Here is a 26,892-nt window from a genome sequence, read left to right on the forward strand (position 1 = left end):
CCAAACCGGCATCTTTCAGACGGCCTGACATCTTGACGGCAGATTATCATGACTTCACAAGCATACACCCTGTCCCAAATCGTTTCCCAACTTGGCGGCGAATGGAAAGGCGAAGACATCGCCATTACTGCCGTCCGTCCGTTGGATCAGGCGCAGGCGGAACACATCAGCTTTTTGGCCAACCCGAAATACAAAGCCGAAGTGCATGACAGCCAGGCAGGCGCAGTGATTGTGTCACCGAAAGCCGCAGACGAATTTGCAGACCGCAACCTGATTGTGGCTGCCGACCCTTATCTTTATTTTGCCAAAGTGGCACGATTGTTCTCGCCGATTGTCAAAGCACAGGGCGGCATACATCCGACCGCCGTTGTCGAGGCCAGCGCCAAAGTGCCGGCAAGCTGCGAAATCGGCGCGAATGCCTATATCGGCGCGAATACCGTATTGGGCGAAGGCTGCCGTATTTTGGCCAATGCCGTTGTCCAACACGATTGTACGTTGGGCGATGAAGTCGTGCTGCGTCCCAACGCTGTCATCTATTACGGCTGCACTTTGGGCAACCGTGTCGAAATCCACAGCGGCGCAGTCATCGGTGCGGACGGTTTCGGCTTGGCCTTCGCCGGCGATTCATGGTTCAAAATCCCGCAAACCGGCGCAGTCACGCTGGGCGATGATGTGGAAATCGGTTCGAACACCAATATCGACCGCGGCGCGATGAGCGATACGACCGTCGGCAACGGTACTAAAATCGACAACCAAGTCCAAATCGGTCACAACTGCAAAATCGGTTCGCACACCGTTATCGCCGCCAAAACCGGCATTTCCGGCAGCGTCACCATCGGCAATTATTGTATTATCGGCGGCGGCGTCGGCACGGTCGGACACATTGAAATCGCCGATAAAACCACCATCGGCGGCGGTACATCCGTTACCCACAGCATTACCGAAAGCGGCCAGCATTTGGCCGGTATTTTCCCGATGTCGGGCTACAAAGACTGGGCGCGCAATGCCGTTTATATCCACCGTTTGAGCGAAATGAACAAACGCCTCAAAACGCTGGAAAAACAGCTTGCCGACAGCGACGAAGCCTAAAGGCGGCGCAAACAGTCCGCGCCCCGCATCCGAATACGTTTAAACCCAATACAAATAAGGAAAGACGAACATCATGGACGTACAACTCCCGATCGAAGCCAAAGACATTCAAAAACTTATCCCACACCGTTATCCGTTTTTGCAACTCGACCGCATTACTGCGTTCGAACCGATGAAAACCCTGACTGCAATTAAAAACGTCACCATGAACGAGCCGCAGTTCCAAGGCCACTTTCCCGACCTGCCCGTGATGCCCGGCGTGCTGATTATCGAAGCCATGGCGCAAGCGTGCGGCACACTGGCCATCCTCAGCGAAGGCGGCCGCAAAGAAAACGAATTCTTCTTCTTCGCCGGTATCGATGACGCCCGTTTCAAACGCCAAGTTATCCCCGGCGACCAACTGGTTTTTGAAGTCGAGCTGCTGACCAACAAACGCGGTATCGGCAAATTCAACGCCGTTGCCAAAGTCGACGGCCAAGTTGCCGTTGAAGCCGTGATTATGTGCGCCAAACGCGTGGTGTAAGAATGGGACAGGCCGTCTGAAAGTTCAAACGGCATCTTGCAGGCAATACCTGTATCAGACAGCAAGGAGACAGCATGACCCTTATCCATCCGACCGCCGTCATCGACCCTAAAGCCGAACTTGACTCCAGCGTCAAAGTCGGCCCATACAGCATCATCGGCCCCAATGTCCAAATCGGTGCGAATACCGAAATCGGCCCGCACGTCGTCATCAACGGCCATACGACCATCGGTGAAAACAACCGCATTTTCCAATTTGCCAGCCTCGGTGAAATTCCGCAGGACAAAAAATACCGCAACGAGCCGACCAAGCTGATTATCGGCAACGGCAACACCATTCGCGAATTTACGACGTTCAACCTCGGTACGGTCACCGGCATCGGCGAAACCCGTATCGGCGATGACAACTGGATTATGGCCTACTGCCACCTCGCCCATGACTGCGTGGTCGGCAACCATACCATCTTCGCCAACAACGCCTCACTCGCAGGCCACGTTACCATCGGCGACTACGTCGTCTTGGGTGGCTACACGCTGGTGTTCCAATTCTGCCAAATCGGCGACTACGCCATGACCGCGTTTGCCGCCGGCGTACACAAAGACGTACCGCCATACTTTATGGCTGCAGGCTACCGCGCCGAACCGGCCGGCCTCAACAGCGAAGGTATGCGCCGCAACGGTTTCACTGCCGAACAGATTGCCTCCGTCAAAGATGTGTATAAAACCATTTACCATCGCGGCATTCCGTTTGAAGAGGCCAAGACAGACATTCTGAAACGTGCCGAAACCCAAAGCGAATTGGCGGTATTTAAAGACTTTTTTGCACAATCCACACGCGGCATTATCCGTTGATGGATGGATTGAAGGCCGTCTGAAACTTTTTCAGACGGCCTTTGGATTGCAAAAATCCACGTAGTAGGGCAGTTTCCTGTCTGTTTGCTGCCGATGCCGTCTGAAAACGGGCGGGCAAACGTCCGCCACAAAATCTTTTAGCTTCCAAACCTCAATAACACATGAACCCCAATTCTTCCCCCCTTATCGCCATCAGCGTAGGCGAAGCTTCCGGCGACTTGCTCGGCGCACACTTAATCCGTGCCATTAAGGCGCGTTGCCCGAATGCGCGGTTTACCGGCATCGGCGGCGAGCGCATGAAGGCGGAGGGTTTTGAGAGTTTATACGATCAGGAAAAGCTGGCGGTGCGCGGTTTTGTTGAGGTCATCAAACGCCTGCCGCAGATTTTGAAAATCCGCAAAGGGCTGGTGAGCGATTTAATCCGCCTCAAGCCGGATGTGTTTATCGGCATCGATGCGCCGGACTTCAATCTCGGCGTGGCGGAAAAACTCAAGCAGGCAGGCATTCATACCATTCATTACGTCAGCCCGTCGGTTTGGGCTTGGCGGCGAGAACGGGTCAATAAAATCGTGCATCAGGTCAACCGCGTGTTGTGCCTGTTTCCGATGGAGCCGCAGCTTTATATCGATGCCGGCGGCAAGGCTGAGTTTGTCGGCCATCCGATGGCGCAAACCATGCCCGTGGAAGCGGATAGGGCGGCGGCGCGGCAGAAGCTGGGTGTGCCTGCGGACGTACCTGTGTTTGCCATATTGCCCGGCAGCCGCGTGAGCGAAATCGATTACATGGCGGCGGTGTTTTTTCAGACGGCCTTACTGCTGCTGAAACGTTATCCGCAGGCACAGTTTTTACTGCCTGTGGCAACGGCCGCAACGCGCAAACGCATTAGCGAAATTTTGGCGCAACCTGAATTTGCTGCCCTTCCCATTACGTTGACCGACAAGCAGTCGGATACGGTTTGCACCGCTGCCGACGTGGTATTGGTTACCAGTGGTACGGCGACTTTGGAAGTGGCCTTGTGCAAGCGGCCTATGGTCATCAGCTACAAAATTTCGCCGCTGACTTATGCGTATGTGAAAAACAAAATCAAAGTGCCGCATGTCGGTTTGCCCAATATTCTGTTGGGTAAAGCCGCCGTTCCCGAGCTGCTGCAACACGATGCCGTCCCTGAAAAACTGGCGCAGGCCGTTGCAGACTGGTATGACCGCCCTGAAGCCGTGGCCGCGTTGGAACAGGATTTCCACGCCTTGCATCTGCTGTTGAAAAAAGATACGGCGGCATTGGCGGCGGCGGCAGTATTGGAGGAAGCCGGATTTTCAGACGGCCTGAAAGACAATTAAGGAAAATACATGAATTTATTGGGAGCCTTGGCTAAGGTTGGCAGCCTGACGATGGTGTCGCGCATTTTGGGCTTTGTGCGCGATACGATTATTGCTCGTGCGTTTGGTGCAGGCATGGCGACGGATGCGTTTTTTGTCGCGTTTAAACTGCCCAACCTGCTGCGGCGCGTGTTTGCAGAGGGCGCATTTGCCCAAGCCTTCGTACCGATTTTGGCGGAATACAAAGAAACCCGCTCGCCCGAAGCTACGCAGGCGTTTGTGCGCCATGTGGCCGGTATGCTGTCGTTTGTACTGGTCATCGTTACCGCGCTGGGTATACTTGCCGCGCCGTGGGTGATTTATGTTTCTGCGCCCGGTTTTGCCAAAGAAGCCGATAAGTTTCAGCTCTCCATCGACCTGCTGCGGGTGACGTTTCCTTATATCTTTTTGATTTCTTTGTCGTCTTTTGTCGGCTCAATACTCAATTCCTATCATAAATTCGGCATTCCCGCCTTTACGCCGACTTTTTTGAACATCTCCTTTATCATCTTTTCCCTGTTCTTCGTGCCGTATTTTGATCCGCCTGTTATGGCTTTGGCGTGGGCGGTATTTGTCGGCGGCGTGTTGCAGCTGGTGTTCCAACTGCCTTGGTTGGCGAAACTGGGCTTCTTGAAAATGCCCAAACTCAGCTTTAAAGATGCGGCGGTCAACCGCGTAATGAAACAGATGGGGCCGGCTATTTTGGGCGTGAGCGTGGCGCAGATTTCCTTGGTTATCAACACCATTTTTGCCTCATTTTTGCAGTCCGGCAGCGTGTCATGGATGTATTACGCCGACCGGCTGATGGAATTGCCTACCGGCGTTTTGGGCGTGGCACTCGGTACGATTTTGCTGCCTACCTTGTCCAAACACGCCGCCAGTCAGGATACCGAGCAGTTTTCCGGCCTGCTCGACTGGGGTTTACGCCTGTGCATGCTGCTGACCCTGCCTGCCGCCGTCGGCCTTGCCGTGTTGTCTTTCCCTCTGGTTACGACCTTGTTCATGTACCGTGAATTTACGCTGCACGACGCGCAAATGACCCAACACGCGCTGATTGCCTATTCCTTCGGCTTGATCGGTCTGATTATGATTAAAGTGTTGGCTCCCGGTTTCTACGCGCACCAAAACATCAAAACCCCCGTTAAAGTCGCTATTTTCACGCTGATTTGCACGCAGTTGATGAACCTTGCCTTCATTTCGCCGCTTAAACACGTCGGCCTGTCTCTCGCTATCGGTTTGGGCGCGTGTCTGAATGCAGGTTTGCTGTTTTTCCTTTTGCGTAAACACGGCATCTACCGCCCCGGTAAAGGTTGGGCAGCGTTTTTGGTTAAAATGGTCATCTCTTTGGTCGTCATGGGTGGCGGTTTGTGGCTGGCGCAATATTATCTGCCGTTTGAATGGGTGCACGTCGGCGGCTTTAAAAAAGCAGGCCAACTCTGCATTCTGATTGCCTTGGGCGGAGGCCTCTACTTCGTTTCCCTCGCCGCGCTCGGCTTCCGTCCGCACCATTTCCGCAGGGTGGAAAAATAAGCAGCTGGAGGGCGTATAGCTTGGCTTAAAGACTAATCACTAAAAAGGCCGTCTGAAACATTTTCAGACGGCCTTTTTTGCTTTACGTTTTAACTGTAAAGCTTTGCTCCTTTTTTGACGAACTCAATCGCTTTTTCTTCCATGCCCTGCCGTTGGGCTTTTTGCTTGTCGGCGTAGTCGCGCACTTCCTGCGTGATTTTCATCGAGCAGAATTTTGGGCCGCACATCGAGCAGAAGTGGGCGATTTTCGCGCCCTCGGCAGGCAGGGTTTCGTCGTGGAAACTCTCGGCGCGTTCGGGGTCGAGGCTGAGGCGGAATTGGTCGCGCCAGCGGAATTCGAAACGTGCCTTGCTCAGGGCGTTGTCGCGTAATTGTGCGCCCGGCCAGCCTTTGGCGAGGTCGGCGGCATGGGCGGCGAGTTTGTAGGTGATGATGCCGGTGCGCACGTCTTCTTTGTCGGGCAGGCCGAGATGCTCTTTCGGGGTCACGTAGCAGAGCATGGCCGTACCGTACCAGCCGATATTGGTTGCACCTATGCCCGAGGTGATGTGGTCGTAGCCGGGGGCGATGTCGGTAACGAGCGGACCGAGGGTGTAGAAAGGCGCTTCAAAGCAGTGTTGCAACTCTTCGGTCATGTTTTCTTTCACGCGTTGCAACGGTACATGGCCCGGGCCTTCGATCATGACTTGTACGTCGTGTTCCCATGCTTTGGCGGTCAATTCGCCCAAGGTGTGCAGCTCGGCGAATTGGGATTCGTCGTTGGCATCGGCAATGCAGCCGGGACGAAGGCCGTCGCCGAGGCTGAACGATACGTCGTAGGCTTTCATGATTTCGCAGATTTCGTCGAAATGCGTGTAGAGGAAGTTTTCCTGATGATGGGCGAGACACCATTTCGCCATGATGGAGCCGCCACGTGATACGATGCCGGTGAGGCGGTCGGCCGTCATCGGTACATAACGCAGCAATACGCCTGCGTGCAGGGTGAAATAGTCCACGCCTTGTTCTGCCTGCTCGATTAAGGTATCGCGCACCAAATCCCAAGTCAGGTCTTCGGCAATGCCGCTGGTTTTTTCCAAAGCCTGGTAAATAGGTACGGTACCGATGGGGACGGGCGCGTTGCGGATAATCCATTCGCGCGTTTCGTGGATGTGCGCGCCTGTGGATAAGTCCATAATCGTGTCCGCGCCCCAACGCAGCGACCACACCATTTTTTCGACTTCTTCGGTCAGGCTGGAGGTAACGGCGGAGTTGCCCAAGTTGCCGTTGATTTTGACGCGGAAGTTACGGCCGATAATCATCGGTTCGAGTTCGGGGTGGTTGATGTTGGCAGGGATAATCGCGCGTCCGGCGGCGATTTCTTGGCGCACAAATTCGGGCGTGATTTGGTCGGGGTGGGTCGGGATATTCGCGCCGAAACTTTGCCCTGCGTGCTGTTTCAAGAGCTTGGCGTATTCAGGCCGTCTGAAAAGTTCGTCCAGCTTCATGCGTTCGCGTATGGCGACAAACTCCATTTCCGGTGTGATGATGCCTTGGCGGGCGTAGTGGAGCTGGGTTACGTTGCGGCCTGCTTTGGCACGGCGCGGACGGGTGATTTGGTTGAAGCGCAGATGGGCGGTTTTCGGATCGTGCGCGCGTTCGGTGCCGTATTCGCTGGAAAGCTTGGGCAGGATTTCGGTATCGCCGCGTTCGTCCAGCCATGCGGTGCGGACGTGCGGCAGCCCTTGTTTTAGGTCGATGTGCGCCGCCGGATCGCCGTATGCGCCGCTGGTGTCGTACACCGGGATCGGCGGATTAGCTTCTGTACCTTGCGCCGTGTAGGTGTCGTCCTGACGGATTTCGCGCAAAGGTACGCGGATGTCGGCGCGGCTGCCTGGGATATAGACGCGGTCGGAATTGGGATATTGGAAGCGGATGCCGATGTCTTCGCTCAAGTCGGAAAGACGGCGCGCCTCATCGCCGGTTTTTTTAGCGGTAGTCATAAAAAATTGCTCCTGTTTCTCAGTTATGAAATGGAAACAGGAGCATTGCTTTTTTTCAGACGGCCTTGTGTATATCTTCAATCAACCGTCTAAAATCACATTTGCCGAAACTCCCCACGCAGGTATTATCCTGTTCGGGTGTAAAGGGTATTTCTCAGCCGCTCGGTTTGAAAGCAGCACCCCTGTTTCTTTATTAACGAAAAATTAAACCATGCGGACGGTTTTTTGTAAAGCGGCGTTTTTCGCATTTTCTGTCAGAAACGCTTGACAGCGATTCTGTCTTTCCGTATAGTTACAACTTCTGACGCGGGATGGAGCAGCATGGTAGCTCGTCGGGCTCATAACCCGAAGGTCGTAGGTTCGAATCCTGCTCCCGCAACCAAATATAAAAAATCCCCTGCAATCGCAGGGGATTTTGCTTTATGCGGCATTTATTGTTGCTTGGATTGATTGAAAGGCCGTCTGAACCATTGGGTTTCAGACGGCCTTTTACTGTATTGCGGCGGGGTTTGGGTAAAAATACGATAGGCCTTTTTTCAGACGGCCTCTTCCGATTTGGGCTTGTTGTCGTTGCGCAGGTGTTCTTTCAGGCGTTGCAATTCTTTTTTGTCCAACCATTTATTGCGCGAACGTTGCAACAGGATCACCAAAGCGGCGATTTCGTTACGCATATTGGTGCTGAGCCAGAGGAAGCCTTGCCAGTCGTAATGCAGGCGGGCGGCCGGTTTGCTTAGTTCGGTATTGAGCGAAGTATCGATGCGGATACGGCGGGCGTAGTGGCCTTTGATGAGGCGGACGGTCAGGCGCAGTTCGCGTTGGAGTTGGTTGAAGTGGCGGTCGAGCAGGCGGATTTCGCTTTCGTTGAGCGTGGGCGCGCGCAGTTTGGCGGCGGTGGTCAGGAGCAGCTCGGTGGTGGTGACGATTTTGCGGTGGGCATGCTGCATGGCTTCCATCATATTGTTGCTGATGTGGCTTTCACCGGATGTTGCGGCCAGATGGCTGCGGCTTTTGACCATGCGGGCGTTGATTTTGCGCATTTTAATCATATTTTGTTCCAAACGCTCGCGCGTCATGCGCTTGCCGTTGCTGATTTCGGCAATCATTTTGGCGCAGTCGGTGAGGTTGTCGGCAAGCATGAAGCGCCACATCAGGGTGGAGCGCAGGGGCAGGAGTTTGGCGGCGGCAATGGCGATGGCGGCACCAATCAAAACGTTCATGGCGCGCATCAGGCCGCTGTCGAGCCAATGGTGGCTGCTGTCGCCGATGAGCATGCACATGGTCAAACCGGCAAGCATGGCGACATAGCCGTTTTTGCCGACTGCCGACCAACCGGCCACCGCGCTGGCGGCACCGATAATCAGATAGAAGAAAACGCCGTCTTGCAAATAATGCTGATTCAACCATAAAACGGCCAACCCAACACCCAAACCGATGGCCGTACCGAGCATGCGTTCGACCGCTTTGGAGTAAATCGCGCCTTGGAATTGCAGCATGCCGAGGACGACAAAGACGGTCATGCCGATCCACTCGCCGTGTTGCAGGTGGAAGACTTTGGCCAACAGGGTGGAAAACACGATTGCCAAGCCGAGGCGGAAGGCGTGGATATGGCGGCGATAGCGGTAGCGTTCGTAGGCGTTGAGCCAGCGTTCGGAAAAATGGAGGCGTTCGGATTGGGCAGGCATGTTGTAAGACGTATCGGTATGTGGGGATGTAAATTATAACTGATTGGTAAAGCAGATGAAATTTGAACTGTTCCCCAACGGTTTGAACTATTGCAGAATTTCTCTACCGCAAGCGGATATAATGGCGGCTTTGAATCAGACAGGCGGTGAAGAAATGGCGACGGTTTTAAGCGCAGGCGTGGACGAAGCGGGACGCGGCCCTTTGGTCGGCAGCGTATTTGCGGCGGCAGTGATTCTGCCGGAACATTTTGACCTGCCGGGTTTGACCGACTCAAAAAAGCTGAGCGAAAAAAAGCGCGATATGCTGGCGCAGATGATTAAGGAACAGGCGGTCGCGTGGAGCATTGCCTTTGCTGACCCCGACGAAATCCTGCAACTAAACATCCTGCACGCAACCATGGCCGCGATGAAGCGCGCAGTCGAGGGGCTGTCGGTCGCTCCCGACAAAGTGTGGATAGACGGCAACCGCGTGCCGAAAGATTTGAATGTCCCTGCCGAAGCCGTGGTCAAAGGCGACAGCAAAATTATTGAAATCTCTGCCGCTTCGGTTTTGGCCAAAACCGCGCGTGATGCGGAAATGTATGAATTGGCGAAACGCTATCCGCAATACGGGTTTGACCGCCACAAAGGCTACGGCACGGCGCAACATTTGGCCGCGTTGAAACAATACGGCGTCTTGCCGGAACACCGCCGCGATTTCGCACCGGTCAAAACCTTATTGGCACAAGGCAATCTGTTTGAAGAATGAAAGCATATCAAAAGGCCGTCTGAAAGATTTCAGACGGCCTTATTTTTTAGGAAAGTATTATTTCAACGCAGCCAAACACTCTTTAATCAACTCAGGGCCGCGATAAATCAAACCGCTGTACACTTGAATCGCACTGGCGCCCAAGCGGATTTTTTCTGCCGCGTCCGCGCCGTTCATGATGCCGCCGACGCCGATAATTGGCAGTTTGCCGTCAATGCGTTCCGCCAAAAGTTTCAACACCTGATTGCTTTTCTCATGTACGGGCAAGCCGCTCAAACCGCCTTGTTCGTCTGCGAGCGGATGGCTGCCCAAGCTTGATTTGTCGATGGTTGTGTTGGTGGCGATGATGCCGTCCATTTCCACAGATTTGACCACATGGGCGATGTCGCCGATTTGCGCTTCGTCCAAATCCGGCGCGATTTTGACTGCCAGCGGCACATATTTGCCATGCGCGGCTGCCAGTTGCGCCTGTTTGTTTTTCAAGGCTTCCAACAATGCGCTCAACTCGTCGCCGCCTTGCAAGGCACGCAGGTTTTTCGTATTTGGGGAAGAAATATTGACCGTGATATAGCTCGCGTGGGCGTAGGCTTTTTCCAAGCAAATCAGATAATCGTCGGCAGCGTTTTCAATCGGCGTAACGGCATTTTTGCCGATGTTTATGCCCAAAATGCCTTTAAAGCGGCTGTTTTCAATGTTGCGGATCATCGCGTCGATGCCGTGGTTGTTGAAACCCATGCGGTTGATGATACCTTGGTGTTCCGGAACGCGGAAAAGGCGCGGCTGCGGATTGCCCGGCTGCGGCTTGGGCGTTACCGTGCCGATTTCGACAAAGCCGAAACCCAAAGCGGCAAACGCATCGATACACTCGCCGTTTTTGTCCAAACCTGCCGCCAAGCCGACCGGATTGGGCAGCTGCAAACCCATCAGCTCGGTTGGCCGGGTGTGGCTGTCCACCTTGGGCAGCAGGCCGAGTTTTTCGATAGAACGCAAACTGTTGAGCGTGAAATGATGGGCCTTTTCTGCATCGAAACGGAACAGGATAGGGCGGACGAGTGAATACATGGCTGCGGCTTTCTGAACGGTTGATGAATTTGGCGTTATTTTACCTGAAACCGTTAAACTGCCCCAAACGTCTGTATCGATATGATTTTATTGTTTGGCGTCAAATGAAAATAAATAGGGTTTTTGCGTGTAATCGGATAGTTTATTAAAATGGTAAGAGAGAGGCTTTTCAGACGGCCTGATGGATGTATCAAAAGGCCGTCTGAAAAGTTTTGATTTGATTGTTTACCTGATACAGGAAGATTTTTATGAAACAGGCGGTTGATCCTTATGCGAGTTTCCGTGAATTGACGCTGCGGGGGATGATACTCGGCGCGTTGATTACGGTGATTTTTACGGCATCCAATGTGTATTTGGGCTTGAAGGTGGGCCTGACTTTTGCGTCTTCGATTCCGGCTGCGGTGATTTCGATGGCGGTTTTGAAGTTTTTTAAAGGCAGCAATATTCTGGAAAATAATATGGTGCAGACTCAGGCTTCGGCCGCGGGTACGCTCTCCAGTATTATTTTTATTTTGCCGGGTTTGCTGATGGCTGGTTATTGGGCAGGCTTTCCGTTTTGGCAGACTACGCTGCTGTGTATGTCCGGCGGTATTTTGGGCGTGATTTTCACTGTGCCTTTGCGTTATGCGATGGTGGTGAAGAGCGATTTGCCTTATCCGGAAGGCGTGGCGGCGGCTGAGATTTTGAAGGTCGGCGACCATGATGCGGACCAGCAGGAAGGCGGCAGCGGTATCAAGGAATTGGTGTCGGGCGGCGCATTGGCCGGTTTGATGAGCTTCTGTGCAAGCGGTTTGCGCGTGGTGGCGGACAGCGCGAGCTTTTGGTTTAAAGGCGGCGCGTCGGTGTTTCAAGTGCCGATGGGCTTTTCTTTGGCCTTGCTGGGCGCGGGCTATTTGGTCGGCCTGACCGGCGGTATCGCGATTTTGCTGGGTATTTCGATTGCCTGGGGTGTGGCCGTGCCTTATCTGTCGGCGCATATTCCGCAACCTGCCGATATGGAGATGATTCCTTTTGCGATGTCTTTGTGGAAGGAAAAAGTCCGTTTTATCGGCGCGGGTACGATCGGTATTGCGGCTATTTGGACGCTGTTGACTTTGGTGAAACCGATGGCCGAAGGTATGCGCCTGTCTTTCCGCAATCTCGGCGGCGCGCAGATGACCGAGCGCACGGAACAGGATTTGTCGGCTAAGGCGATAATTGCCTGGGTGTTGGCGATGATGCTGGTGTTGGGCGTGTCTTTCTTCCACTTTATCGGCGACTCGCATATTTCCGGCGGTTTGGCTTGGCTGTTGGTGGTTGTATGTACGCTGCTGGCTTCGATTATCGGCTTTTTAGTGGCCGCGGCTTGCGGTTATATGGCCGGTTTGGTCGGTTCGTCTTCCAGCCCGATTTCGGGTGTGGGCATCGTCTCTATCGTCATTATTTCGCTGGTGTTGCTGCTGGTCGGCGAATCCGGTGGCTTGATGGCGGATGAGGCAAACCGCAAATTTCTGCTGGCGTTGACGCTGTTTTGCGGTGCGTCTGTGATTTGTGTGGCTTCGATTTCCAATGACAACCTGCAGGATTTGAAAACGGGTTATCTGGTAAAAGCGACGCCTTGGAAACAGCAGGTTGCGCTGATTATCGGCTGCGTTGTCGGTGCATTGGTGATTTCGCCTGTGTTGGAGCTTTTGTATGAAGCCTACGGCTTTACCGGCGCAATGCCGCGTGAAGGCATGGATGCGGCCCAAGCACTTGCCGCGCCTCAGGCAACTTTGATGACCACCATCGCCCAAGGTATTTTCTCGCACAATCTGCAATGGGATTATATTTTCACCGGCGTGGCAATCGGTGTGGCGTTGATTGCGGTCGATTTCACATTGCGCAAATCTTCCGGCGGCAAGCGTGCTTTGCCGGTATTGGCCGTGGGCATGGGCATTTACCTGCCGCCGTCTGTGAATATGCCGATTGTGATCGGCGCGGTATTGGCGGCTGTGTTGAAATCCGTCATCGCCCGCCGTCAAGAAAACCGTGAAGGCCGTCTGAAAAATGCGGAACGTATCGGTACGCTGTTCTCCGCCGGTTTGATTGTCGGCGAGAGCCTGATCGGTGTGATTATGGCGTTTATCATTGCCTTCTCCGTAACCAACGGCGGTTCGGATGCGCCTTTGGCCCTGAACCTGGAAAACTGGGATACGGCCGCCAAATGGCTGGGCTTGGCGTTTTTTGTTTTCGGTATGTTTGTGTTTGCACGCCGCGTGTTGAAAGCAGGACGCTAAGTTTGTAGGTTGAGAAAAGGCCGTCTAAAACCCAAAAAATTGGGGTTTCAGACGGCCTTTTTAGTGGAATTTGTTTGGAATGATTTTAGGAAGTTTGGGTATAATTATCGCGGGGCTAGGTAGTGAAACAGCCCCATGGCAGTGGGGCTGTTTTATTTGAACCTCCCTAGAAAGGAGAGTTTCAACATGAAACGAACCAAGCCGAAAGGTCGTTCATGGCTGAGACTGCGGACAGTCGTTAGGATTATCTTAACCCTGTTCCTGCTCTTAGTCAATTAAACGGCTGAAAACAAAAAACTGTTTTTCAGTTTCCGCCTGTTTGTCATGAACAGGCGGTTTTTTATTGTTTAACGCTGATTCAAACAATCTGCAATCGCTTTGGCAATTTTGGCACTGGCGCCTTGATGTTGCGAAATGAATTGCTCGGTGTGGCTGATCAGCTGTTGGCGCAGCGTTTCGTCGTCGAGGTATTGGCGCGTGGTTCTGTACCAGGCTTCGGCGGTTTCGACGCGGACGGCGGCTTTGGCTTCGACTGCGCCTTTGCAGGCTTGGGCGAAGTTGTAGTTGGAGTAGCCGAAGAGGGTGGGGACGCGGCAGGAAATGGGTTCGATGATGTTTTGGCAGCCGGCATCGACCAGGCTGCCGCCGACGAAGGCAATGTCTGCGCTGAGGTAGTAGGCGGCAAGTTCACCCATGCTGTCGCCTATCCAAACTTGTGTGTCGGGGGAAACGGGTTGTCCGTCGCTGCGTTTTTGGACAGTATAACCAAGCGATTTGGCGGTATCGTAGGCCGTCTGAAAGTTTTCAGGGTGGCGCGGTACGATGACCAGCAAGGCATTGCCGCGGTAGCCCTGCCATGCTTTGAGGAGCAGCTCGGCTTCGTCTGTGCCTTTGTACACGCGCGTGCTGGCGCAGACGACGACGGCTCGTGCGCCGATGCGTTCTTTAAAGGTGGTGGCAAGCGGACGCAGGTCGTCGGGGGGCGCGATGTCGTATTTGGTGTTGCCGCAGACGTGGACGTTGGATGCGCCGATGAGGTGCAGGCGTTCGGCATCGGTGGCGGTTTGGGCAAAGCAGCCGGAGAGGCTCTGCATGGCAGGCTCGACCAACTTGCGGATTTTGAGGTAGCCGCGTTGGGATTTTTCGGAGAGGCGCGCGTTGGCCAAAAAGAGGGGGATGCCTGCTTTTTGGCAGCCGTGCATCAGGTTGGGCCAGATTTCGGTTTCCATCAAAATGCCGCAGATGGGGCGGTGTTCGGCTAAAAATCGTGCGACCCATTCGGATTTGTCGTAGGGCAGGTAACGGCATTGCGCATCGGGAAACAGGGATTGCGCGGTGGCGCGGCCGGTCGGCGTCATTTGGGTAATCAGAAACGGCGAATCGGGAAAATGGCGGCGCAATGCCTGGACTAAGGGTTCGGCCGCACGTGTTTCGCCGACGGATACGGCGTGTATCCAAATCGGGCGTTGTACGGGATCGGGATACGCCTGCCCGAAACGCTCGCCCCAATGCTCGAGATAGGCTGGGGATTTGAGGGCGCGGCGGCGCAGGTGGCTGCGGATCAGGAAGGGGGCGAGGTGCCACAGCGTGGCGTAAAGGCGGCGTATCATGCTTACGGGTCTTGTGTCGGAATAGGCCTATTTTATCGGAAACTGAAACGGAAGATATAGCTTTGATGCGTGTTTTACGCAAAGGAAACAGGCCGTCTGAAAGGTTTCAGACGGCCTTTAATGCGGGCATAAACGCGTTTACTTCACTTGCGCCATGTATTTTTTCAGACGGCCTTTGCTTTGCATGGCGCGGTTTTCCATTTCATCGACAACGGCTTGCGCTTTGGCTTTGTTCACCGGTTTGCCGACCTGAATCACGCCGCTCATGTTCATCATGCGGTGTGGCGGGCAGGTATAGACATACACGCCTTCTTTGTCGAGTTTGAGGGTGAAGTCTTTACCGTCTTCGGAGAGGAAGTCGGCAACGCCGTCGGGCAGGGCTTTGCTTTGTACCCAGTGGCCGCTGTTGGCGGCTTTGAAGGTAACAGTATCGCCGACTTTGGCGTTGACGTAGCCGGGTTCGAACACCATGCTGCCGTCTTTGCCGTTGTCGAGCATTTTGACTTCGTGGTTGGCGGCGTATGCGCTAAGGGAAGCGGTCAGCATCAGGAGGAAGAGGGATTTTTTCATGGAGAAAGTCCTTTCTAAGGATAAAAAATATGGGGCGGGCTGATGAGTCGGAGAGGCAAGCCTTGGGCTTACCGCCCTCTCCCTAACCCTCTCCCGCAGGAGAGGGGATAAGTTGCAGGGAGTTTGCAGGCCGGATGCTCAAATCCGACATTTGCAGGGGCGGTTAAGTTACGCACTCTTCCGCATCGGGCGGATAACGGGCAGACCTTTGCTGTCGTACAAAAGCTCGATGTCCACTTTATACAGCCTGCCGATCATGTCCGCCTGTAACACGTCCTGCGGCGCACCCTGCGCCTGTACTTTGCCTTCGCCGAGCAGAATCACGCCGTCTGAAAACTGCGCGGCGAGGCTCAAATCGTGCAAGACCATCAGCGTAACCAGATTGTGTTCGTGCGTGTATTGCACCACGCGCTCCAAAAGATTGAGCTGATGGTGCATATCCAGCGCGCTGACCGGTTCGTCCAGCATCAGGATTTCGGGGCGACGCAGCATGACTTGGGCAAACATCACGAGCTGCCGCTGTCCGCCGGAAAGCCGCATGACGTCTCGGTGCGCCAGATGGCCGATGCCCAGCTCCGCCATGATACTTGCGGCTTCGTGCAGCAGTTCGTCGCCGACGTGCATGTGCAGCGCGTCCATGCGGCCGAGCAACACGACTTCCAGCGCGGTCAGCGAGGCTTCGGCGGCGGTGTCCTGCGGCATATAGCCTATGCGTTTGCGCCAGCTTTGCAGGTGGATTTTGCTCAACACTTCGTCGCCGTAGCGGATAGCGCCTTTGTGCGCCACTTCGCCGAAAATCGTTTTCATCAGCGAAGATTTGCCCGTGCCGTTGGGGCCGAGCACGGAATAGACTTTGCCTTGTTCCAGCGTCAAATCGATATTGTCGGCGACCACATAATCGCCGCGCCGGATGTGTACGTTTTCAAGTTTCAACATTTCAGACGGCCTATCGTTTCGTTAATACAATCCAGAAGAAGAACGGTACGCCGACAAACGACGTAACGATGCCCACCGGAAACAGCGCACCCGGAATAATCACCTTGGACAACACGCTGGCCACCGACAAAAACGCCGCCCCCGCCAGCATCGCGCCGGGTAGGAAGAAACGTTGGTCTTCGCCCAAAAGAATCCGAGCCACATGCGGCGCGACCAGTCCGATGAAGCCGATGACGCCGACAAAACTGATTGCCGTTGCCGTCATTACCGCCACCAATACCAAAGTTTTCAGGCGCAAAAATTGCAGATTGATGCCCAGCCCGACGGCGCGTTCTTCACCCAAGCGCAGCGCAGTCAGCTTCCACACATCGCGCGAAAGCAGAAACACGCATACCGCCGTAACCGCCGCCGTAACGATGACTGTTTCCCAAGTTGCCTTGTTCAAACTGCCGAACAGCCAAAACAGAATCTGCTGCGAAATCTCAGGCGCGGCGATAAACTGAATCAGCGACAAAATCGACTGAAACAGAAACAACAGCGCAATCCCCACCAGCACCAACATCGCCGAGTTGAAGCGGCGTGCCGAGGCAAACAGAAACAAGATGCCCGAAGCCAGCATGGTCATTACAAACGCGCCGATGGGAACGGCGACTGTTTCAGGCAGCCCGAAACCGCCGAACGCAATCACCGCCGACGCGCCCAAACCCGCCGCCGCCGCCAAGCCCAGCGTATAAGGGCTGGCCATCGGGTTGTTCAGGAGCGTTTGAATTTCCGCACCGCCGACACCTAAAGCCGCGCCGACCACCAAGGCCATCACCGCAATCGGCAGGCGCAAATCCATCACAATCAGGCGGTTCATTTCATCGACTTCGGGTTTGCCCAGCAAAACATTGACCACTTCGCCGACGGGCAGCGTGTCTGTCATCGCAGGGCCGGTGGCGATGTCGAATAGGAAACTGACCGCTGCGATGACTAAAAACATCAACACAATCAACCAACGCTTGCCTTCCAACTTGCGCTGGTTTTTCACAATCTCGGCGACAACCGAATCATTCATGTTTCAAACCTTTAAAAAAGAGTGTTGTGAAAGGGAAGAAACAGGTTTGCCTTTTTCTTCCGCAAAAATTTCAGACGGCCTTCCGATTTAAAAGGCCGTCTGAAAATCTAAATTACCTTATTGTCCTTTCGGATAGAGGTAGAACGTGCCGTTCGGTACAACAGGCAGGTTTTGACGGTAGAAGTCCATATAGGTCTTCTCAGGGTTGAAATCCTTAAACAACTGCGGATAAATCGCTTTGGCCATAAACTGAATCGATGCGCTGTCGGACAGCGTGCGCGAGTTAGCGTGGTAGGCGGCGTAGAGGCGGTTGTTTTTAATCGCAGGCAGGTTGGCCCAGCCAGCGCGTTTGGCAAAGCCTGCCAAGCGTTTTTCCGCTTCGGCTTTTGGAATGCCCCAGCCCATGACCATGGCGGCAGGGTTTTTCTTCAATTCGGTTTCGCGGCCGGTAATCACGATCACGTCGGGTTTGGCGGCGAGGACTTTTTCAGGATTGATCGGGCCGTAGAATTCGACCGAAGAAGCGGCGATATTGTTGCCGCCGACCAGTGTCGCCATCGAACCCCACATGCTCTTGCCGAAGGTAACGCTGTGTTCGGCAGGGCCTTTGTTGCCGAACTCGATATAGACTTTAGGCTTGGGCAGGTTGGCTTTTTGCACGCGCGCTTGGATGGTGTCGGCAACGCGTTTGTAGTCTGCCGCCAGTTTGTCGGCTTTTTGCTGCTGGCCGGTCAGCGTGCCGATAAGCTTGGTCGATTGGACGTGTTTGGCCACTGTTTGCGCGTTGTAGTCCAACACGACGATGGGGATGCCGGCCTTGTTGATGCGGTCGAGATCGGAACCCAAAGCCTTGTATTGCCATTCGGCCAAAACCAGCAAATCGGGTTTCAGTGCCAATACTTTCTCAATCGAGAATGTGCCGACTTCCACTTCGCCCACGTCGGTCAGCTGATTCAGTTTAGGCACGGCTTTGCTGAATGCCGCCCAGCTTGGCGGCGCCCAGTCGGCCCAAACTGCTTTGGAAAAACCAACGACGTTGTCCAGCGCGGTTTTGCCGCCGATGGCCATGTAGTCTTGGTAGTAGAAGCCCAACACTACGCGCTTGGCAGGCAGGTCGACAGTTACCTTACGGCCGAGGATATCGGTCAGCTGAACGGGTTTGGCAAAAGCGGATACGGAGCCGACTGATAAAGCGGCGGCGGCAATCAAAGCAGAAAGTTGCGTAAATCTCATGAATCATTCCTTTAAAATATGATGATAATTACTATCTTTTTATAAATTTACAAGGTATTGAATCTTTTTTCAAGCGAATGTAGGGATAGACATATTTCGAAATAAAAAGTTTCATCATTAAAACGAAGGTATAGTGTTTATATAGGGCTTGGGTGTACTGAAGACCTAGTAAAAAGGAATGATATGGGGTGCCTAAAGCCATGGTGGGCAGTAGCTGGAATGGATCGGTAAAGGGTTTTTTATTGCAAAAAAATAAAAGGTATTCGGTTGAAAACAAGGCCGTCTGAACCTTGCAATCAGGGTTCAGACGGTCTTTGGTGTAGGCATAAAAGTTTTATTTCACTTGCGCCCTATATTTTTCAGACGGCCTGTAAGCAGTGTTTGGGAAAAGTGAAAAAGGTTGGTTTTTGAAATGGCGAAATAGGGAAGAAGAGGGCTTGAGGGAGAATCGGGCATAAACTAAAAATGGGGACGAATAAAAAGGGCGTGTATCGAAACACGCCCTTTTTAGAGATTCAGACGGTCTGTGATTCCGCCTGTTCGCTTTGGTTGATGATTTTAATCAGTTTTTCGGCTTTTTCCGGGTCTTCGCAGCGCAGGATTTTGGCGGCATCGTTTTCGAGATGGCCGGTGTGGCTGTGCAGGATGATGTTTTTAACCGAAAGCAGGTTGTTGGGGTTCATGGAGAAGCGACGCAAGCCCATGCCGAGCAACAGTCGGGTGAAGACGGTATCGCCGGCCATTTCGCCGCAGATGGACACGCCTTTTTCCATGCGGTTTGCCGTACGGATAATGTGTTGCAGCGTTTTGAGGACGGCAGGGTGGCCGGGTTGGTAGAGGTGGCTGACGCTGTCGTCGCCGCGATCGACCGACAGGAGGTATTGAATCAGGTCGTTGGTGCCGATGGAAACGAAGTCGACGAGCTTGAGGATGCTGCCGACGGTCATGGCGGCGGACGGGATTTCGATCATGCAGCCGATGCTGACCGGGCCGAAGGTTTCGCCGCGTTCGGTCAGTTGGCGTTGGGCCGTGTCCAGATGGATAAGGCATTGGCGCACTTCGGAAATGGATGTAATCATCGGCCACATCATACGTACGGGGCCGTGGGCGGCGGCGCGGAGGATGGCGCGCATTTGGGTGCGGAACATGACCGGCTCGGCGAGGCACAGGCGGATGCCGGTCAGGCCGAGCGCGGGGTTGAGGCTGCCGTTGGGCGTGCTGTTTTGGCCGAACCAGCGCGGATTTTTATCGACACCCAAATCGACGGTGCGGATGGTGATGTTTTTGCCTTTGAGTTTTTTGACGATGCCGGCATAGACTTCGTATTGTTCGTCTTCGGTCGGCATGTTGTCGCGGTTGAGGTAGAGGAATTCGCTGCGGAACAGGCCGACGCCGTCTGCGCCGAAGTTGTGCAGGGCTTTGATGTCTTCGGCGGATTCGATGTTGGCCAAAAGTTCGATGTTGATGCCGTCGGCCGTGGTGGCGGCGGTTTTCTTGATTTTGTTGAGTTCGCGCTTGTGGCTGCGGTATTCGCGGGCGAGGCGGCGGTATTCGTTGAGGACGACTTCGTCGGGATCGATGATGAGGACGCCGTTGATGCCGTCGACGATGACGATTTCGTTTTCGGTAATGAGTTTGCGGGCGTTATGCAGGCCGATGACGGACGGGATGTCGAGGCTGCGGCCTAAGATGGCGGTGTGGCTGGTCGGGCCACCGGCATCGGTTACGAAGGCGGTAATGTGCTGCTCTTTGAATAGTACGGTATCGGCAGGCGAGAGGTCGTGCGCGATGAGGACGGTGTCGTCAAACAGGTTGCCGGCGAGGTTGATTTCGTTGCTTTGGCCGACAAGGTTGTTGTGGATACGGCGGACGACTTGGAGCATGTCCTGTTTGCGTTCGCGCAGGTAGTCGTCGTCGATGCTGTCGAACTGGGCGGCGAGTTTGTCGCTTTGTTGTTTCAATGCCCATTCGGAGTTGATTTTCTGCTCGCGTAAAATGTCGATGGGTTCGCGCGAGAGGGTGACGTCGGTCAGCAGCATCAGGTGCAGGGAGATGAACGCGCCCAATTCGGTCGGGGCGTTTTCGGGAATCGCGCCGCGCAGCTGTTCCAATTCTTTGCGCGTGGCTTTGATGGCGTTGTCGAAACGGGCAACTTCGGCATCGAGTTTGTCGGGATCAATGTCGTATTGGGGGACTTCCGTTGTGCCGCGCGTGATGAGGTGGGCGTGGCCGATGGCAATGCCTTTGCCCGCGGCTACACCGTGTAGGACGATGCTCATTATTCGCCCTCGCCGAAGTAGTCGTTGATGAGGTCGGTCAACGCCTGCATGGCGGCGGCTTCGTCTGCGCCTTCTGTTTCCAGCTCAATCACGGTGCCTTTGGCGGCGGCCAGCATCATCAGGCCCATGATGCTTTTGCCGTTGACGCGGTTACCGTTTTTGGTGACCCAGACTTCGCTTTGGAATTGGGAGGCGGTTTGGGTGAATTTGCTGGAAGCGCGCGCGTGCAGGCCGAGTTTGTTGATGATTTCGATTTCTTGTTTGAGCATGAATGTCCCCTAAATGTAATGTTCGTAAAGTGAATGTTTTCAGACGGCCTTAGCCGTGTTCTTTGCACACCAGGTCTTCAGGTGCGGATGTAATGGCGAAAATGCCCCGGATGGCGGCTTCTTTGACGGTTTCGGTGAAGTCGGAGAGGTTTTCGGCTTGTGATGAGTATTGGATGGCTTTAATCATCATCGGGGCGTTGAGGCCGGTCAGGATGGCGGATTTGTTTTCGCGCACCAGTCGGCGTGCGGCGTTGCACGGTGTGGCGCCGAAGATGTCGGTCATGATCAGCACGCCGCGGTTGTCGGGAAATTCCTGCAACGCGGCGATGGCGTTGTTGATGATGTCGTTTTGATCCTCGTCGGGCTGTACGCCGAGGATGTGGAGATTTTCGGGGAAGCCGTTGGGAAAGAAATGGTCGGCCAAACCGCGATAGGCTTCACCTATGGTTTCATGTGTAATGATTAACAAACCTATCATGATGTGTTCCTAGCATGGGGTTGAGGCCGTCTGAAGATTTTTCAGACGGCCTTTGTTTTATTTATTGTTTAAGGCGTAGATTTCGCCGAGGTTGCGCCAACAGCCGGCGGCGTCCATACCGTAGCCGAAGACGTAGCGGTTGGGCACGTTCAAACCGACATAATCGGCTTTGGTTGGTTTTTCTTTGTCGATCAGTTTGTTGGCAAATACGGCCGCACGGCAGCTTGCCGCGCCCATTTCCAACAGTTTTTCCTGAATGGCAGCCATGGTGTGGCCTTCGTCTAGGATGTCGTCCAAAACGACTACATGACGGCCTTTGATTTGCTCGGGGTCGGGCATGCGTTTCCAGTTGAACGCGCCGCCTGCGAGTTTGTCGCCGTAGCGGGAAACGTGGACGTAGTCAAAGTCCAAAGGAAAGCGCAACAGCGGCAACAACTGTCCTGTAAACACCACCGCACCACCCATTACAGGCAGGAGCAGGGGGTATTTGCCGCCCAAGTCGCGGGTAATGTCGTCGGCAACTTTTTGCAAGGCCGCGCGGCATTGTTCTTGGTCAAACAGCAAGTCGGCATTGTCCAGCATGGCTTGGGTTTCAAGGCGTTTGGTTTCTAAGTCGGTCATCATAGGTCGTGTTGAGTGCGGTCAAAAACAAATTATATAGCGGATTCAATCAATTTTCGATACAAGGTGCGGCAATAGTGTAGTGAAAGTGAAGGGGGGTTGAGCCGACCACGTTCAGACGGCCTTTTGCCCTTCCGCTTCGTCCACCAGCAAAAATGCCGTTAAAGCCAAAGCGGTCAATACCGCCGTCAACACCATCGCCCGTCCGTAATTGTCCGCACCGGCGCGTCCGAGATAATCGTAAATCAAAGTGGTCAGCGTCTGCCATTCGGGACGCGACAGGAACAATGTGGCCGCAAATTCGCCGATACACGTTGCCGAAGCCAAAGTCAGGCCGCGCCGCAAAGCCGGTTTCAATAAAGGCGCGGTGACATAACAGGCCGTCTGAAAACCATTTGCGCCCATGGTGCGCGCCGCCGCCGCGTAATCTTTGGGCAAACCGTCCCATGCAGTCAGTACGTCTTTGGCCACAAACGGATACGCCAACAGCGCGTAAGTCGCCGTCAGCAGCCACAGCGAAGCCGTCCACTGCGGATAGAGCAGCAAAACGCCAAACGCGATGCACACAGGCGACACCATAAACGGCAAAAACATCAGCGCGCGCAACCACGCCATTTGCCGTGCCGCCGCCGCATACAGCACGCCCAAAACCGTCGCCGCCGCCACCGCTGCTGCCGAGAAACGGACGGTGTTCCACACTGCCGCCCACGTTTGCGCTTCCAGTAAAACTACCCAAGAAGAGCCTGCCGATACCGCCTTGAGCCACACCGCCGCCAAGGGCAGCAGGCAGCATACTGCCAACATTACCAATACCGTTGCCGTCAGCCATTTTTCCCAAGCCCATATCGGCGCACGCGGAGGCAAAGGCGAGACCGACTTATCCACAGTCACGCGCCTGCTCCAATACGCATACAAACCGCCTGCCGCCGCCGTAACTGCCAGCACCAGCCACACCAACACCGACGCACGCGCCATGTCCAACTCATACGCCACCAGCCGGTAGATTTCCACTTCCACCGTTGCAAAACGTTCGCCGCCGAGCAGTAAGGCCAGTCCGAAGCCTGAAAAACAATATAAAAACACCAAGCACGCGCCGCCGGCAACCCACGCGCGCACCACCGGCCATTCGACCCAGACAAACCGCCGCCACGCGTCCGCGCCCAAAGATTGTGCCGACAGCAACCGCGCCTGCGGCACACGCACAAATCCCTGATACGCCGAGCGCACCAAAACCGGCAGGTTGAAAAACACGTTGCCGTAAATCAGCAGCCACGGCGTGTCCTGCCAACCTGCCGCCAGCATACCGTGTGCGCCAAACAAGGCCAGCACGCCCATGCCTGCTACCAAAGTCGGCATCACAAAAGGCAGCATCAGCAGGCGTAAAACCGTGCGCCGTCCGGCAAAGTCCATCCGCGCCAGCACCCACGCCGCAGGCACGCCCAAAGCCGTGACCAAGACGCAGGTCAAAACCGCCTGTGCCACCGTCCAGCCCAAGCGCAGGCGCATATAGTCATCAGCCACCACTTCCGCCCAAGCGCCTTCGCCGTCGTAAAACGCCAGCGACAGCAAAGGCGCAGCCACCATGACCGCCAAAAAACCCAAAGGCAGAAGCAACAGCGCAAACCGCCGAATCCAAACCTGCATCGATGCGTACCCGAGAATAAAAACGCCTATTTTAGCCCGAGTTCGGCATAGAAGGTGGTATTCCTGCCCTTGTTTTCAGACGGCCCGGGCAGCCTGACGGATAAAACCGCCGTTTCTTCAAATTTTCCAAACATTTACGAAATCTCTTCAAAAAGGCAACATAATTGGTTCGGCATTTTTGTTACAATGCCGCCGATTCAAAAAAACCAAATAAATCAAAAACAAGGAAACATTATGACCGCTACACGCCCACAAACCTACGATGCCGTCGCGCGCGCGTTGCACTGGCTGACCGTACTCGGTTTTATCGGCATCCTCTCCACCATTACCGTTTGGACCATCTACGATGGCGAAGAATGGGTCAAATCGCTCTTCGGCGTACATAAATCCATCGGTTTCATCACGCTGCTGGTGATTGCCGTGCGCATTGTTTGGGCCTTGCTTAATGCATCCAAACGTCCTGCCGCCGACAGCTTTGCCGCCAAAGCAGGCCACCTTGCCCTTTACGTCCTCATGCTTGCCGTTCCCGTTATCGGCATGATCCGCCAATACGGCGGCGGTCGCGGCCCATTGAAAGTATTCGGTGTCCAAGTGATGCAGGGTTCGCCAGAGAAAATCGAATGGATGTCCAACCTCGGCAATATGGCGCACGGCAAACTCGGCTGGCTGCTTTTTGCGCTTGTTGCCGGCCATATCGCCATGGTTGTCGTCCACCGCATTCAAGGCCACGACGTTTTATACCGCATGATCGGCCGCCGTTCTTAAGTGTAAAACGGTAAACAGACAAGGCCGTCTGAAAACAGTTTGACCAAGCAAAAACTGTTTTCAGACGGCCTTTTTGTATTTGTGTTAATCTGCAAAAGTAGGGCAGGCATTTTGCCTGACGTTGTCTAAATACTGTAAACCATACCGAGAAACACCATGACTGCTCCCATTCTCGCCATCACTTCCGGCGAACCGGCCGGTATCGGCCCCGACATCTGCCTCGATTTGGCTTTCGCCGACCTTCCTTGCCGCCCCGTTGTTTTGTGTGACAAAAATCTGTTGGCACAAAGAGCTGAACAGCTCGGCAAGTCCGTCATCTTGCGCGACTTTCAAGCCCAAGCGGCTGAACCGTTGCCTAAGGGCGAACTCGAAGTCCTGCATATTCCTTTAGATGCCGAATGTCGGGCAGGCGAACTCAATCCTGCCAATGCCGCGTATGTCCTCCGACTGCTGGATACGGCGTATCAAGGCATTTCAGACGGCCTGTTTGCCGGTATGGTGACCGCGCCGCTGCATAAAGGCATCATCAACGATGCCCATGCAGGCAACGGCTTTTTTAGCGGTCATACCGAATACCTCGCCGAAAAAAGCCATACCGAACAAGTCGTCATGATGTTGACCGGTGGCGGCCTGCGTGTGGCATTGGTCACCACTCATCTGCCGCTGAAAGACATTTCCGTCGCCATCACGAAGCCTTTAATCGAGTCGGTTGTCCGCATTCTTGAACACGACCTGCGCCATAAGTTCGGCATAGCCAAACCGGTCATCCTCGTTACCGGCCTCAATCCCCACGCGGGCGAAGGCGGCCATTTGGGACACGAAGAAATCGACACCATTATTCCGGCGCTTCATGCCCTGCAGGCCGAAGGCATAGACGCGCGCGGCCCTTATCCGGCCGATACCGTGTTCCAACCCTTCCTGCTCAAAGATGCCGACGCCGTCCTCGCCATGTATCACGACCAAGGGCTGCCGGTGCTCAAATATGCCGGTTTCGGCGAAGGCGTGAATATCACCCTCGGCCTGCCCTTTATCCGCACCTCTGTCGATCATGGCACGGCCTTGAACTTGGCAGGCACAGGCAAAGCTGATTCCGGCAGTTTGATTACCGCCGTCCGCGCCGCGCTTGATATGGCGCACAATATGCAGAAGCAGGCCGTCTGAAGCGTGGAGGTTTAATCGTTTGCAGGCGTAAAGTGTTCCTGTAAGAGCATCATCAGGGAGCATCTGCCTGCCGATTTGATGAAGCCGATGGATGTTTGGACAATAATCAGCGTTTTATTTTAAAAACCATATAAAAAGGCCGTCTGAAGCCCCATGTTTTGGGTTTCAGACGGCCTTTTGGTTTTTTGGTTTACCAAATTTCAGACAAAGTTTCTTTGACTTTGGCCTTCACTTCCGCACCGAAGCGGCGGCTGAGCATTTTGCTGAAATCGTCTTGCGGCGTGTAGTTGACCAGCTCGGGGGCTTTGACGACATCGCGGGCAACGCTGTAAATGCTGCCGAAGTCGTCAATCAGGCCGACCTGTTTGGCTTCTTTGCCGGTATAGATGCGGCCGCTGAAAACGTCGGGATATTGTTTATCTTTCAACCTTGCGCCGCGGCCGAGTTTGACGGCTTTGATGAATTCTTGGTGGATATCGCCCAACATGGTTTCCCAAATTTGGGTTTGCGCCGGGGTTTCAGGCGTGAAAGGGTCGCCCATGCCTTTGTTGCTGCCGGCGGTTTTCAGACGGCGTTTGACACCAGCTTTGTCCATCAGGCCGGTAAAGTCGAAACCGCCACCGATCACGCCGATGCTGCCGACAATGCTGGAAGGGTCTGCGTAAATTTTGTCGGCCGCAGCGGCAATGTAGTAGCAGCCGGAAGCGCACATGTCTTCGGCAACGAGGTAGACAGGGATGTCTTTGTGTTCGGCTTTGAGGCGGCGGACTTCGTTAAAGGCCGTGTTGGACACAACAGGCGAACCGCCGGGGCTGTTGGCGCGGATGATGATGGCCTTGGCATTGCCGTTTTCGTAGGCAGCTTCCATACTGTCGCGCAGGATTTGGACTTGGTCGTCGATGTCGTTGCCGATTTCGCCGGTCAGGTCGATAACGGCGGTGTGTTCGCTGCGGGCTTGGATGCTCGTGGTTTTTCCTTCTTCTTCCGCAAGGCCGAAAATCAGGCTGAGGAAGATGAGGACGGCGACGCCACGCCAGATATTGCGCCAAATGCGGGCGCGGCGCTGTTCTTGGTAGGCGGCGAGGAGGACTTCGCGCAGGGTGTTGCGCTCCCAGTTGTCGACGGGTGTGGAGGCTGAAGAGGGTGTGTTTGGGGCATCGCCTTCACGGTGGATTCGGTATTGCATGATGTG

Annotated in this window: 23 protein-coding genes, 1 tRNA gene and 1 riboswitch; of the genes, 10 read left to right on the plus strand and 14 right to left on the minus strand. The window is 54.4% G+C overall.

Annotation, left to right across the window (positions count from 1 at the left end; translation table 11 throughout):
* The first annotated feature begins 48 nt into the window (after positions 1-48).
* The 5 genes from lpxD to murJ all read left to right on the plus strand — a co-directional run bounded on the left by lpxD (position 49) and on the right by murJ (position 5,348).
* The gene (gene lpxD, locus ACTHS4_RS03940; protein WP_070826750.1) at positions 49-1,089 is read left to right on the plus strand and encodes a UDP-3-O-(3-hydroxymyristoyl)glucosamine N-acyltransferase; all 1,041 of its coding nucleotides are present in this window, start codon (positions 49-51) and stop codon (positions 1,087-1,089) included.
* A gap of 73 nt (positions 1,090-1,162) precedes the next feature.
* Positions 1,163-1,612 (plus strand): 3-hydroxyacyl-ACP dehydratase FabZ, encoded by a 450-nt coding sequence (gene fabZ / locus ACTHS4_RS03945; protein WP_003681704.1) that lies wholly within the window; start codon positions 1,163-1,165, stop codon positions 1,610-1,612.
* A 74-nt stretch (positions 1,613-1,686) separates the two neighbouring features.
* The gene (gene lpxA, locus ACTHS4_RS03950; RefSeq protein WP_070826752.1) at positions 1,687-2,463 is read left to right on the plus strand and encodes an acyl-ACP--UDP-N-acetylglucosamine O-acyltransferase; all 777 of its coding nucleotides are present in this window, start codon (positions 1,687-1,689) and stop codon (positions 2,461-2,463) included.
* A gap of 161 nt (positions 2,464-2,624) precedes the next feature.
* The gene (gene lpxB / locus ACTHS4_RS03955; protein ID WP_070826753.1) at positions 2,625-3,800 is read left to right on the plus strand and encodes a lipid-A-disaccharide synthase; all 1,176 of its coding nucleotides are present in this window, start codon (positions 2,625-2,627) and stop codon (positions 3,798-3,800) included.
* A 9-nt stretch (positions 3,801-3,809) separates the two neighbouring features.
* Positions 3,810-5,348 carry a murein biosynthesis integral membrane protein MurJ gene (gene murJ, locus ACTHS4_RS03960; RefSeq protein ID WP_440365524.1) on the plus strand — a complete coding sequence of 513 codons (1,539 nt, stop codon included), beginning with the start codon at positions 3,810-3,812 and terminating at the stop codon, positions 5,346-5,348.
* Positions 5,349-5,437: 89 nt separating this feature from the next.
* Here the strand turns inward: murJ and thiC are convergent, their stop codons facing one another.
* Entirely contained in the window at positions 5,438-7,327 is a 1,890-nt protein-coding gene (gene thiC, locus ACTHS4_RS03965) for a phosphomethylpyrimidine synthase ThiC (protein WP_440365525.1), read from the minus strand.
* 94 nt (positions 7,328-7,421) lie between these two features.
* Positions 7,422-7,521, minus strand: a riboswitch (TPP riboswitch).
* Between the two features lie 111 nt (positions 7,522-7,632).
* On the opposite strand from thiC, the gene ACTHS4_RS03970 reads away from it, so the two are divergent.
* A tRNA-Met gene (locus tag ACTHS4_RS03970) sits at positions 7,633-7,709 on the plus strand.
* A 154-nt stretch (positions 7,710-7,863) separates the two neighbouring features.
* Here the strand turns inward: ACTHS4_RS03970 and ACTHS4_RS03975 are convergent.
* Positions 7,864-9,009, minus strand: coding sequence for an FUSC family protein (locus ACTHS4_RS03975; protein ID WP_070826758.1), 1,146 nt, complete (start codon positions 9,007-9,009; stop codon positions 7,864-7,866).
* Positions 9,010-9,163: 154 nt separating this feature from the next.
* Here ACTHS4_RS03975 and rnhB point away from each other — a divergent pair, with 154 nt between their 5' ends.
* Entirely contained in the window at positions 9,164-9,757 is a 594-nt protein-coding gene (gene rnhB, locus ACTHS4_RS03980; protein WP_049350693.1) for a ribonuclease HII, read from the plus strand.
* Between the two features lie 57 nt (positions 9,758-9,814).
* On the opposite strand, the gene ACTHS4_RS03985 is transcribed toward rnhB, so the two are convergent.
* Positions 9,815-10,819: a quinone-dependent dihydroorotate dehydrogenase gene (locus ACTHS4_RS03985; protein ID WP_440365526.1), complete on the minus strand. Its 1,005-nt coding sequence runs from the start codon at positions 10,817-10,819 to the stop codon at positions 9,815-9,817.
* A gap of 248 nt (positions 10,820-11,067) precedes the next feature.
* On the opposite strand from ACTHS4_RS03985, the gene ACTHS4_RS03990 reads away from it, so the two are divergent.
* Positions 11,068-13,077, plus strand: coding sequence for an OPT family oligopeptide transporter (locus ACTHS4_RS03990; protein ID WP_440365527.1), 2,010 nt, complete (start codon positions 11,068-11,070; stop codon positions 13,075-13,077).
* Positions 13,078-13,424: 347 nt separating this feature from the next.
* Here the strand turns inward: ACTHS4_RS03990 and waaA are convergent, their stop codons facing one another.
* From waaA to ACTHS4_RS04040, 10 genes are all read right to left on the minus strand, one after another.
* Complete coding sequence (waaA, locus tag ACTHS4_RS03995) at positions 13,425-14,687, minus strand: lipid IV(A) 3-deoxy-D-manno-octulosonic acid transferase (RefSeq protein WP_070826763.1); 1,263 nt, start codon at positions 14,685-14,687, stop codon at positions 13,425-13,427.
* 138 nt (positions 14,688-14,825) lie between these two features.
* Positions 14,826-15,257 (minus strand): plastocyanin/azurin family copper-binding protein, encoded by a 432-nt coding sequence (locus ACTHS4_RS04000; RefSeq protein ID WP_070590107.1) that lies wholly within the window; start codon positions 15,255-15,257, stop codon positions 14,826-14,828.
* 168 nt (positions 15,258-15,425) lie between these two features.
* Positions 15,426-16,193, minus strand: a complete 768-nt coding sequence (locus ACTHS4_RS04005) for an ABC transporter ATP-binding protein (RefSeq protein ID WP_070826765.1) — start codon at positions 16,191-16,193, stop codon at positions 15,426-15,428.
* 10 nt (positions 16,194-16,203) lie between these two features.
* Positions 16,204-17,250, minus strand: a complete 1,047-nt coding sequence (locus ACTHS4_RS04010) for a FecCD family ABC transporter permease (RefSeq protein WP_004519102.1) — start codon at positions 17,248-17,250, stop codon at positions 16,204-16,206.
* A 117-nt stretch (positions 17,251-17,367) separates the two neighbouring features.
* A complete protein-coding gene (locus ACTHS4_RS04015; protein ID WP_070826767.1) occupies positions 17,368-18,483 on the minus strand; it encodes an ABC transporter substrate-binding protein in 1,116 nt (371 codons plus the stop codon).
* 515 nt (positions 18,484-18,998) lie between these two features.
* Entirely contained in the window at positions 18,999-20,762 is a 1,764-nt protein-coding gene (gene ptsP, locus ACTHS4_RS04020; RefSeq protein WP_070826769.1) for a phosphoenolpyruvate--protein phosphotransferase, read from the minus strand.
* Entirely contained in the window at positions 20,762-21,031 is a 270-nt protein-coding gene (locus ACTHS4_RS04025; protein ID WP_003683718.1) for an HPr family phosphocarrier protein, read from the minus strand. Before ACTHS4_RS04025 ends, ptsP begins: the two co-directional genes overlap by 1 nt.
* Positions 21,032-21,080: 49 nt before the next feature.
* Positions 21,081-21,509: a PTS sugar transporter subunit IIA gene (locus tag ACTHS4_RS04030; protein ID WP_049344952.1), complete on the minus strand. Its 429-nt coding sequence runs from the start codon at positions 21,507-21,509 to the stop codon at positions 21,081-21,083.
* A gap of 57 nt (positions 21,510-21,566) precedes the next feature.
* Positions 21,567-22,130, minus strand: coding sequence for a hypoxanthine-guanine phosphoribosyltransferase (locus ACTHS4_RS04035; RefSeq protein WP_070826771.1), 564 nt, complete (start codon positions 22,128-22,130; stop codon positions 21,567-21,569).
* 114 nt (positions 22,131-22,244) lie between these two features.
* Entirely contained in the window at positions 22,245-23,774 is a 1,530-nt protein-coding gene (locus ACTHS4_RS04040; RefSeq protein ID WP_070826773.1) for an ABC transporter permease, read from the minus strand.
* 234 nt (positions 23,775-24,008) lie between these two features.
* Between ACTHS4_RS04040 and ACTHS4_RS04045 the strand changes: the two genes are divergently transcribed.
* Both ACTHS4_RS04045 and pdxA read left to right on the plus strand, forming a co-directional pair.
* A complete protein-coding gene (locus ACTHS4_RS04045) occupies positions 24,009-24,539 on the plus strand; it encodes a cytochrome b (protein WP_084824619.1) in 531 nt (176 codons plus the stop codon).
* A gap of 156 nt (positions 24,540-24,695) precedes the next feature.
* Positions 24,696-25,700, plus strand: coding sequence for a 4-hydroxythreonine-4-phosphate dehydrogenase PdxA (gene pdxA, locus ACTHS4_RS04050; RefSeq protein WP_440365528.1), 1,005 nt, complete (start codon positions 24,696-24,698; stop codon positions 25,698-25,700).
* A 190-nt stretch (positions 25,701-25,890) separates the two neighbouring features.
* Here pdxA and ACTHS4_RS04055 read toward each other — a convergent pair whose 3' ends face one another.
* Complete coding sequence (locus ACTHS4_RS04055; RefSeq protein WP_440365529.1) at positions 25,891-26,886, minus strand: S49 family peptidase; 996 nt, start codon at positions 26,884-26,886, stop codon at positions 25,891-25,893.
* Positions 26,887-26,892 lie beyond the last annotated feature (6 nt).

The sequence above is a fragment of the Neisseria sp. P0014.S009 genome, from assembly GCF_051958155.1.
Classification (GTDB): Bacteria; Pseudomonadota; Gammaproteobacteria; order Burkholderiales; family Neisseriaceae; genus Neisseria; species Neisseria flavescens_C.

Coding starts and splice junctions, on each gene's coding strand:
- lpxD (WP_070826750.1), top strand. CDS start 49: ATGACTTCACAAGCATACACCCTGTCCCAAATCGTTTCCCAACTTGGC.
- fabZ (WP_003681704.1), top strand. CDS start 1,163: ATGGACGTACAACTCCCGATCGAAGCCAAAGACATTCAAAAACTTATC.
- lpxA (WP_070826752.1), top strand. CDS start 1,687: ATGACCCTTATCCATCCGACCGCCGTCATCGACCCTAAAGCCGAACTT.
- lpxB (WP_070826753.1), top strand. CDS start 2,625: ATGAACCCCAATTCTTCCCCCCTTATCGCCATCAGCGTAGGCGAAGCT.
- murJ (WP_440365524.1), top strand. CDS start 3,810: ATGAATTTATTGGGAGCCTTGGCTAAGGTTGGCAGCCTGACGATGGTG.
- thiC (WP_440365525.1), bottom strand. CDS start 7,327: ATGACTACCGCTAAAAAAACCGGCGATGAGGCGCGCCGTCTTTCCGAC.
- ACTHS4_RS03975 (WP_070826758.1), bottom strand. CDS start 9,009: ATGCCTGCCCAATCCGAACGCCTCCATTTTTCCGAACGCTGGCTCAAC.
- rnhB (WP_049350693.1), top strand. CDS start 9,164: ATGGCGACGGTTTTAAGCGCAGGCGTGGACGAAGCGGGACGCGGCCCT.
- ACTHS4_RS03985 (WP_440365526.1), bottom strand. CDS start 10,819: ATGTATTCACTCGTCCGCCCTATCCTGTTCCGTTTCGATGCAGAAAAG.
- ACTHS4_RS03990 (WP_440365527.1), top strand. CDS start 11,068: ATGAAACAGGCGGTTGATCCTTATGCGAGTTTCCGTGAATTGACGCTG.
- waaA (WP_070826763.1), bottom strand. CDS start 14,687: ATGATACGCCGCCTTTACGCCACGCTGTGGCACCTCGCCCCCTTCCTG.
- ACTHS4_RS04000 (WP_070590107.1), bottom strand. CDS start 15,257: ATGAAAAAATCCCTCTTCCTCCTGATGCTGACCGCTTCCCTTAGCGCA.
- ACTHS4_RS04005 (WP_070826765.1), bottom strand. CDS start 16,193: ATGTTGAAACTTGAAAACGTACACATCCGGCGCGGCGATTATGTGGTC.
- ACTHS4_RS04010 (WP_004519102.1), bottom strand. CDS start 17,250: ATGAATGATTCGGTTGTCGCCGAGATTGTGAAAAACCAGCGCAAGTTG.
- ACTHS4_RS04015 (WP_070826767.1), bottom strand. CDS start 18,483: ATGAGATTTACGCAACTTTCTGCTTTGATTGCCGCCGCCGCTTTATCA.
- ptsP (WP_070826769.1), bottom strand. CDS start 20,762: ATGAGCATCGTCCTACACGGTGTAGCCGCGGGCAAAGGCATTGCCATC.
- ACTHS4_RS04025 (WP_003683718.1), bottom strand. CDS start 21,031: ATGCTCAAACAAGAAATCGAAATCATCAACAAACTCGGCCTGCACGCG.
- ACTHS4_RS04030 (WP_049344952.1), bottom strand. CDS start 21,509: ATGATAGGTTTGTTAATCATTACACATGAAACCATAGGTGAAGCCTAT.
- ACTHS4_RS04035 (WP_070826771.1), bottom strand. CDS start 22,130: ATGACCGACTTAGAAACCAAACGCCTTGAAACCCAAGCCATGCTGGAC.
- ACTHS4_RS04040 (WP_070826773.1), bottom strand. CDS start 23,774: ATGCAGGTTTGGATTCGGCGGTTTGCGCTGTTGCTTCTGCCTTTGGGT.
- ACTHS4_RS04045 (WP_084824619.1), top strand. CDS start 24,009: ATGACCGCTACACGCCCACAAACCTACGATGCCGTCGCGCGCGCGTTG.
- pdxA (WP_440365528.1), top strand. CDS start 24,696: ATGACTGCTCCCATTCTCGCCATCACTTCCGGCGAACCGGCCGGTATC.
- ACTHS4_RS04055 (WP_440365529.1), bottom strand. CDS start 26,886: ATGCAATACCGAATCCACCGTGAAGGCGATGCCCCAAACACACCCTCT.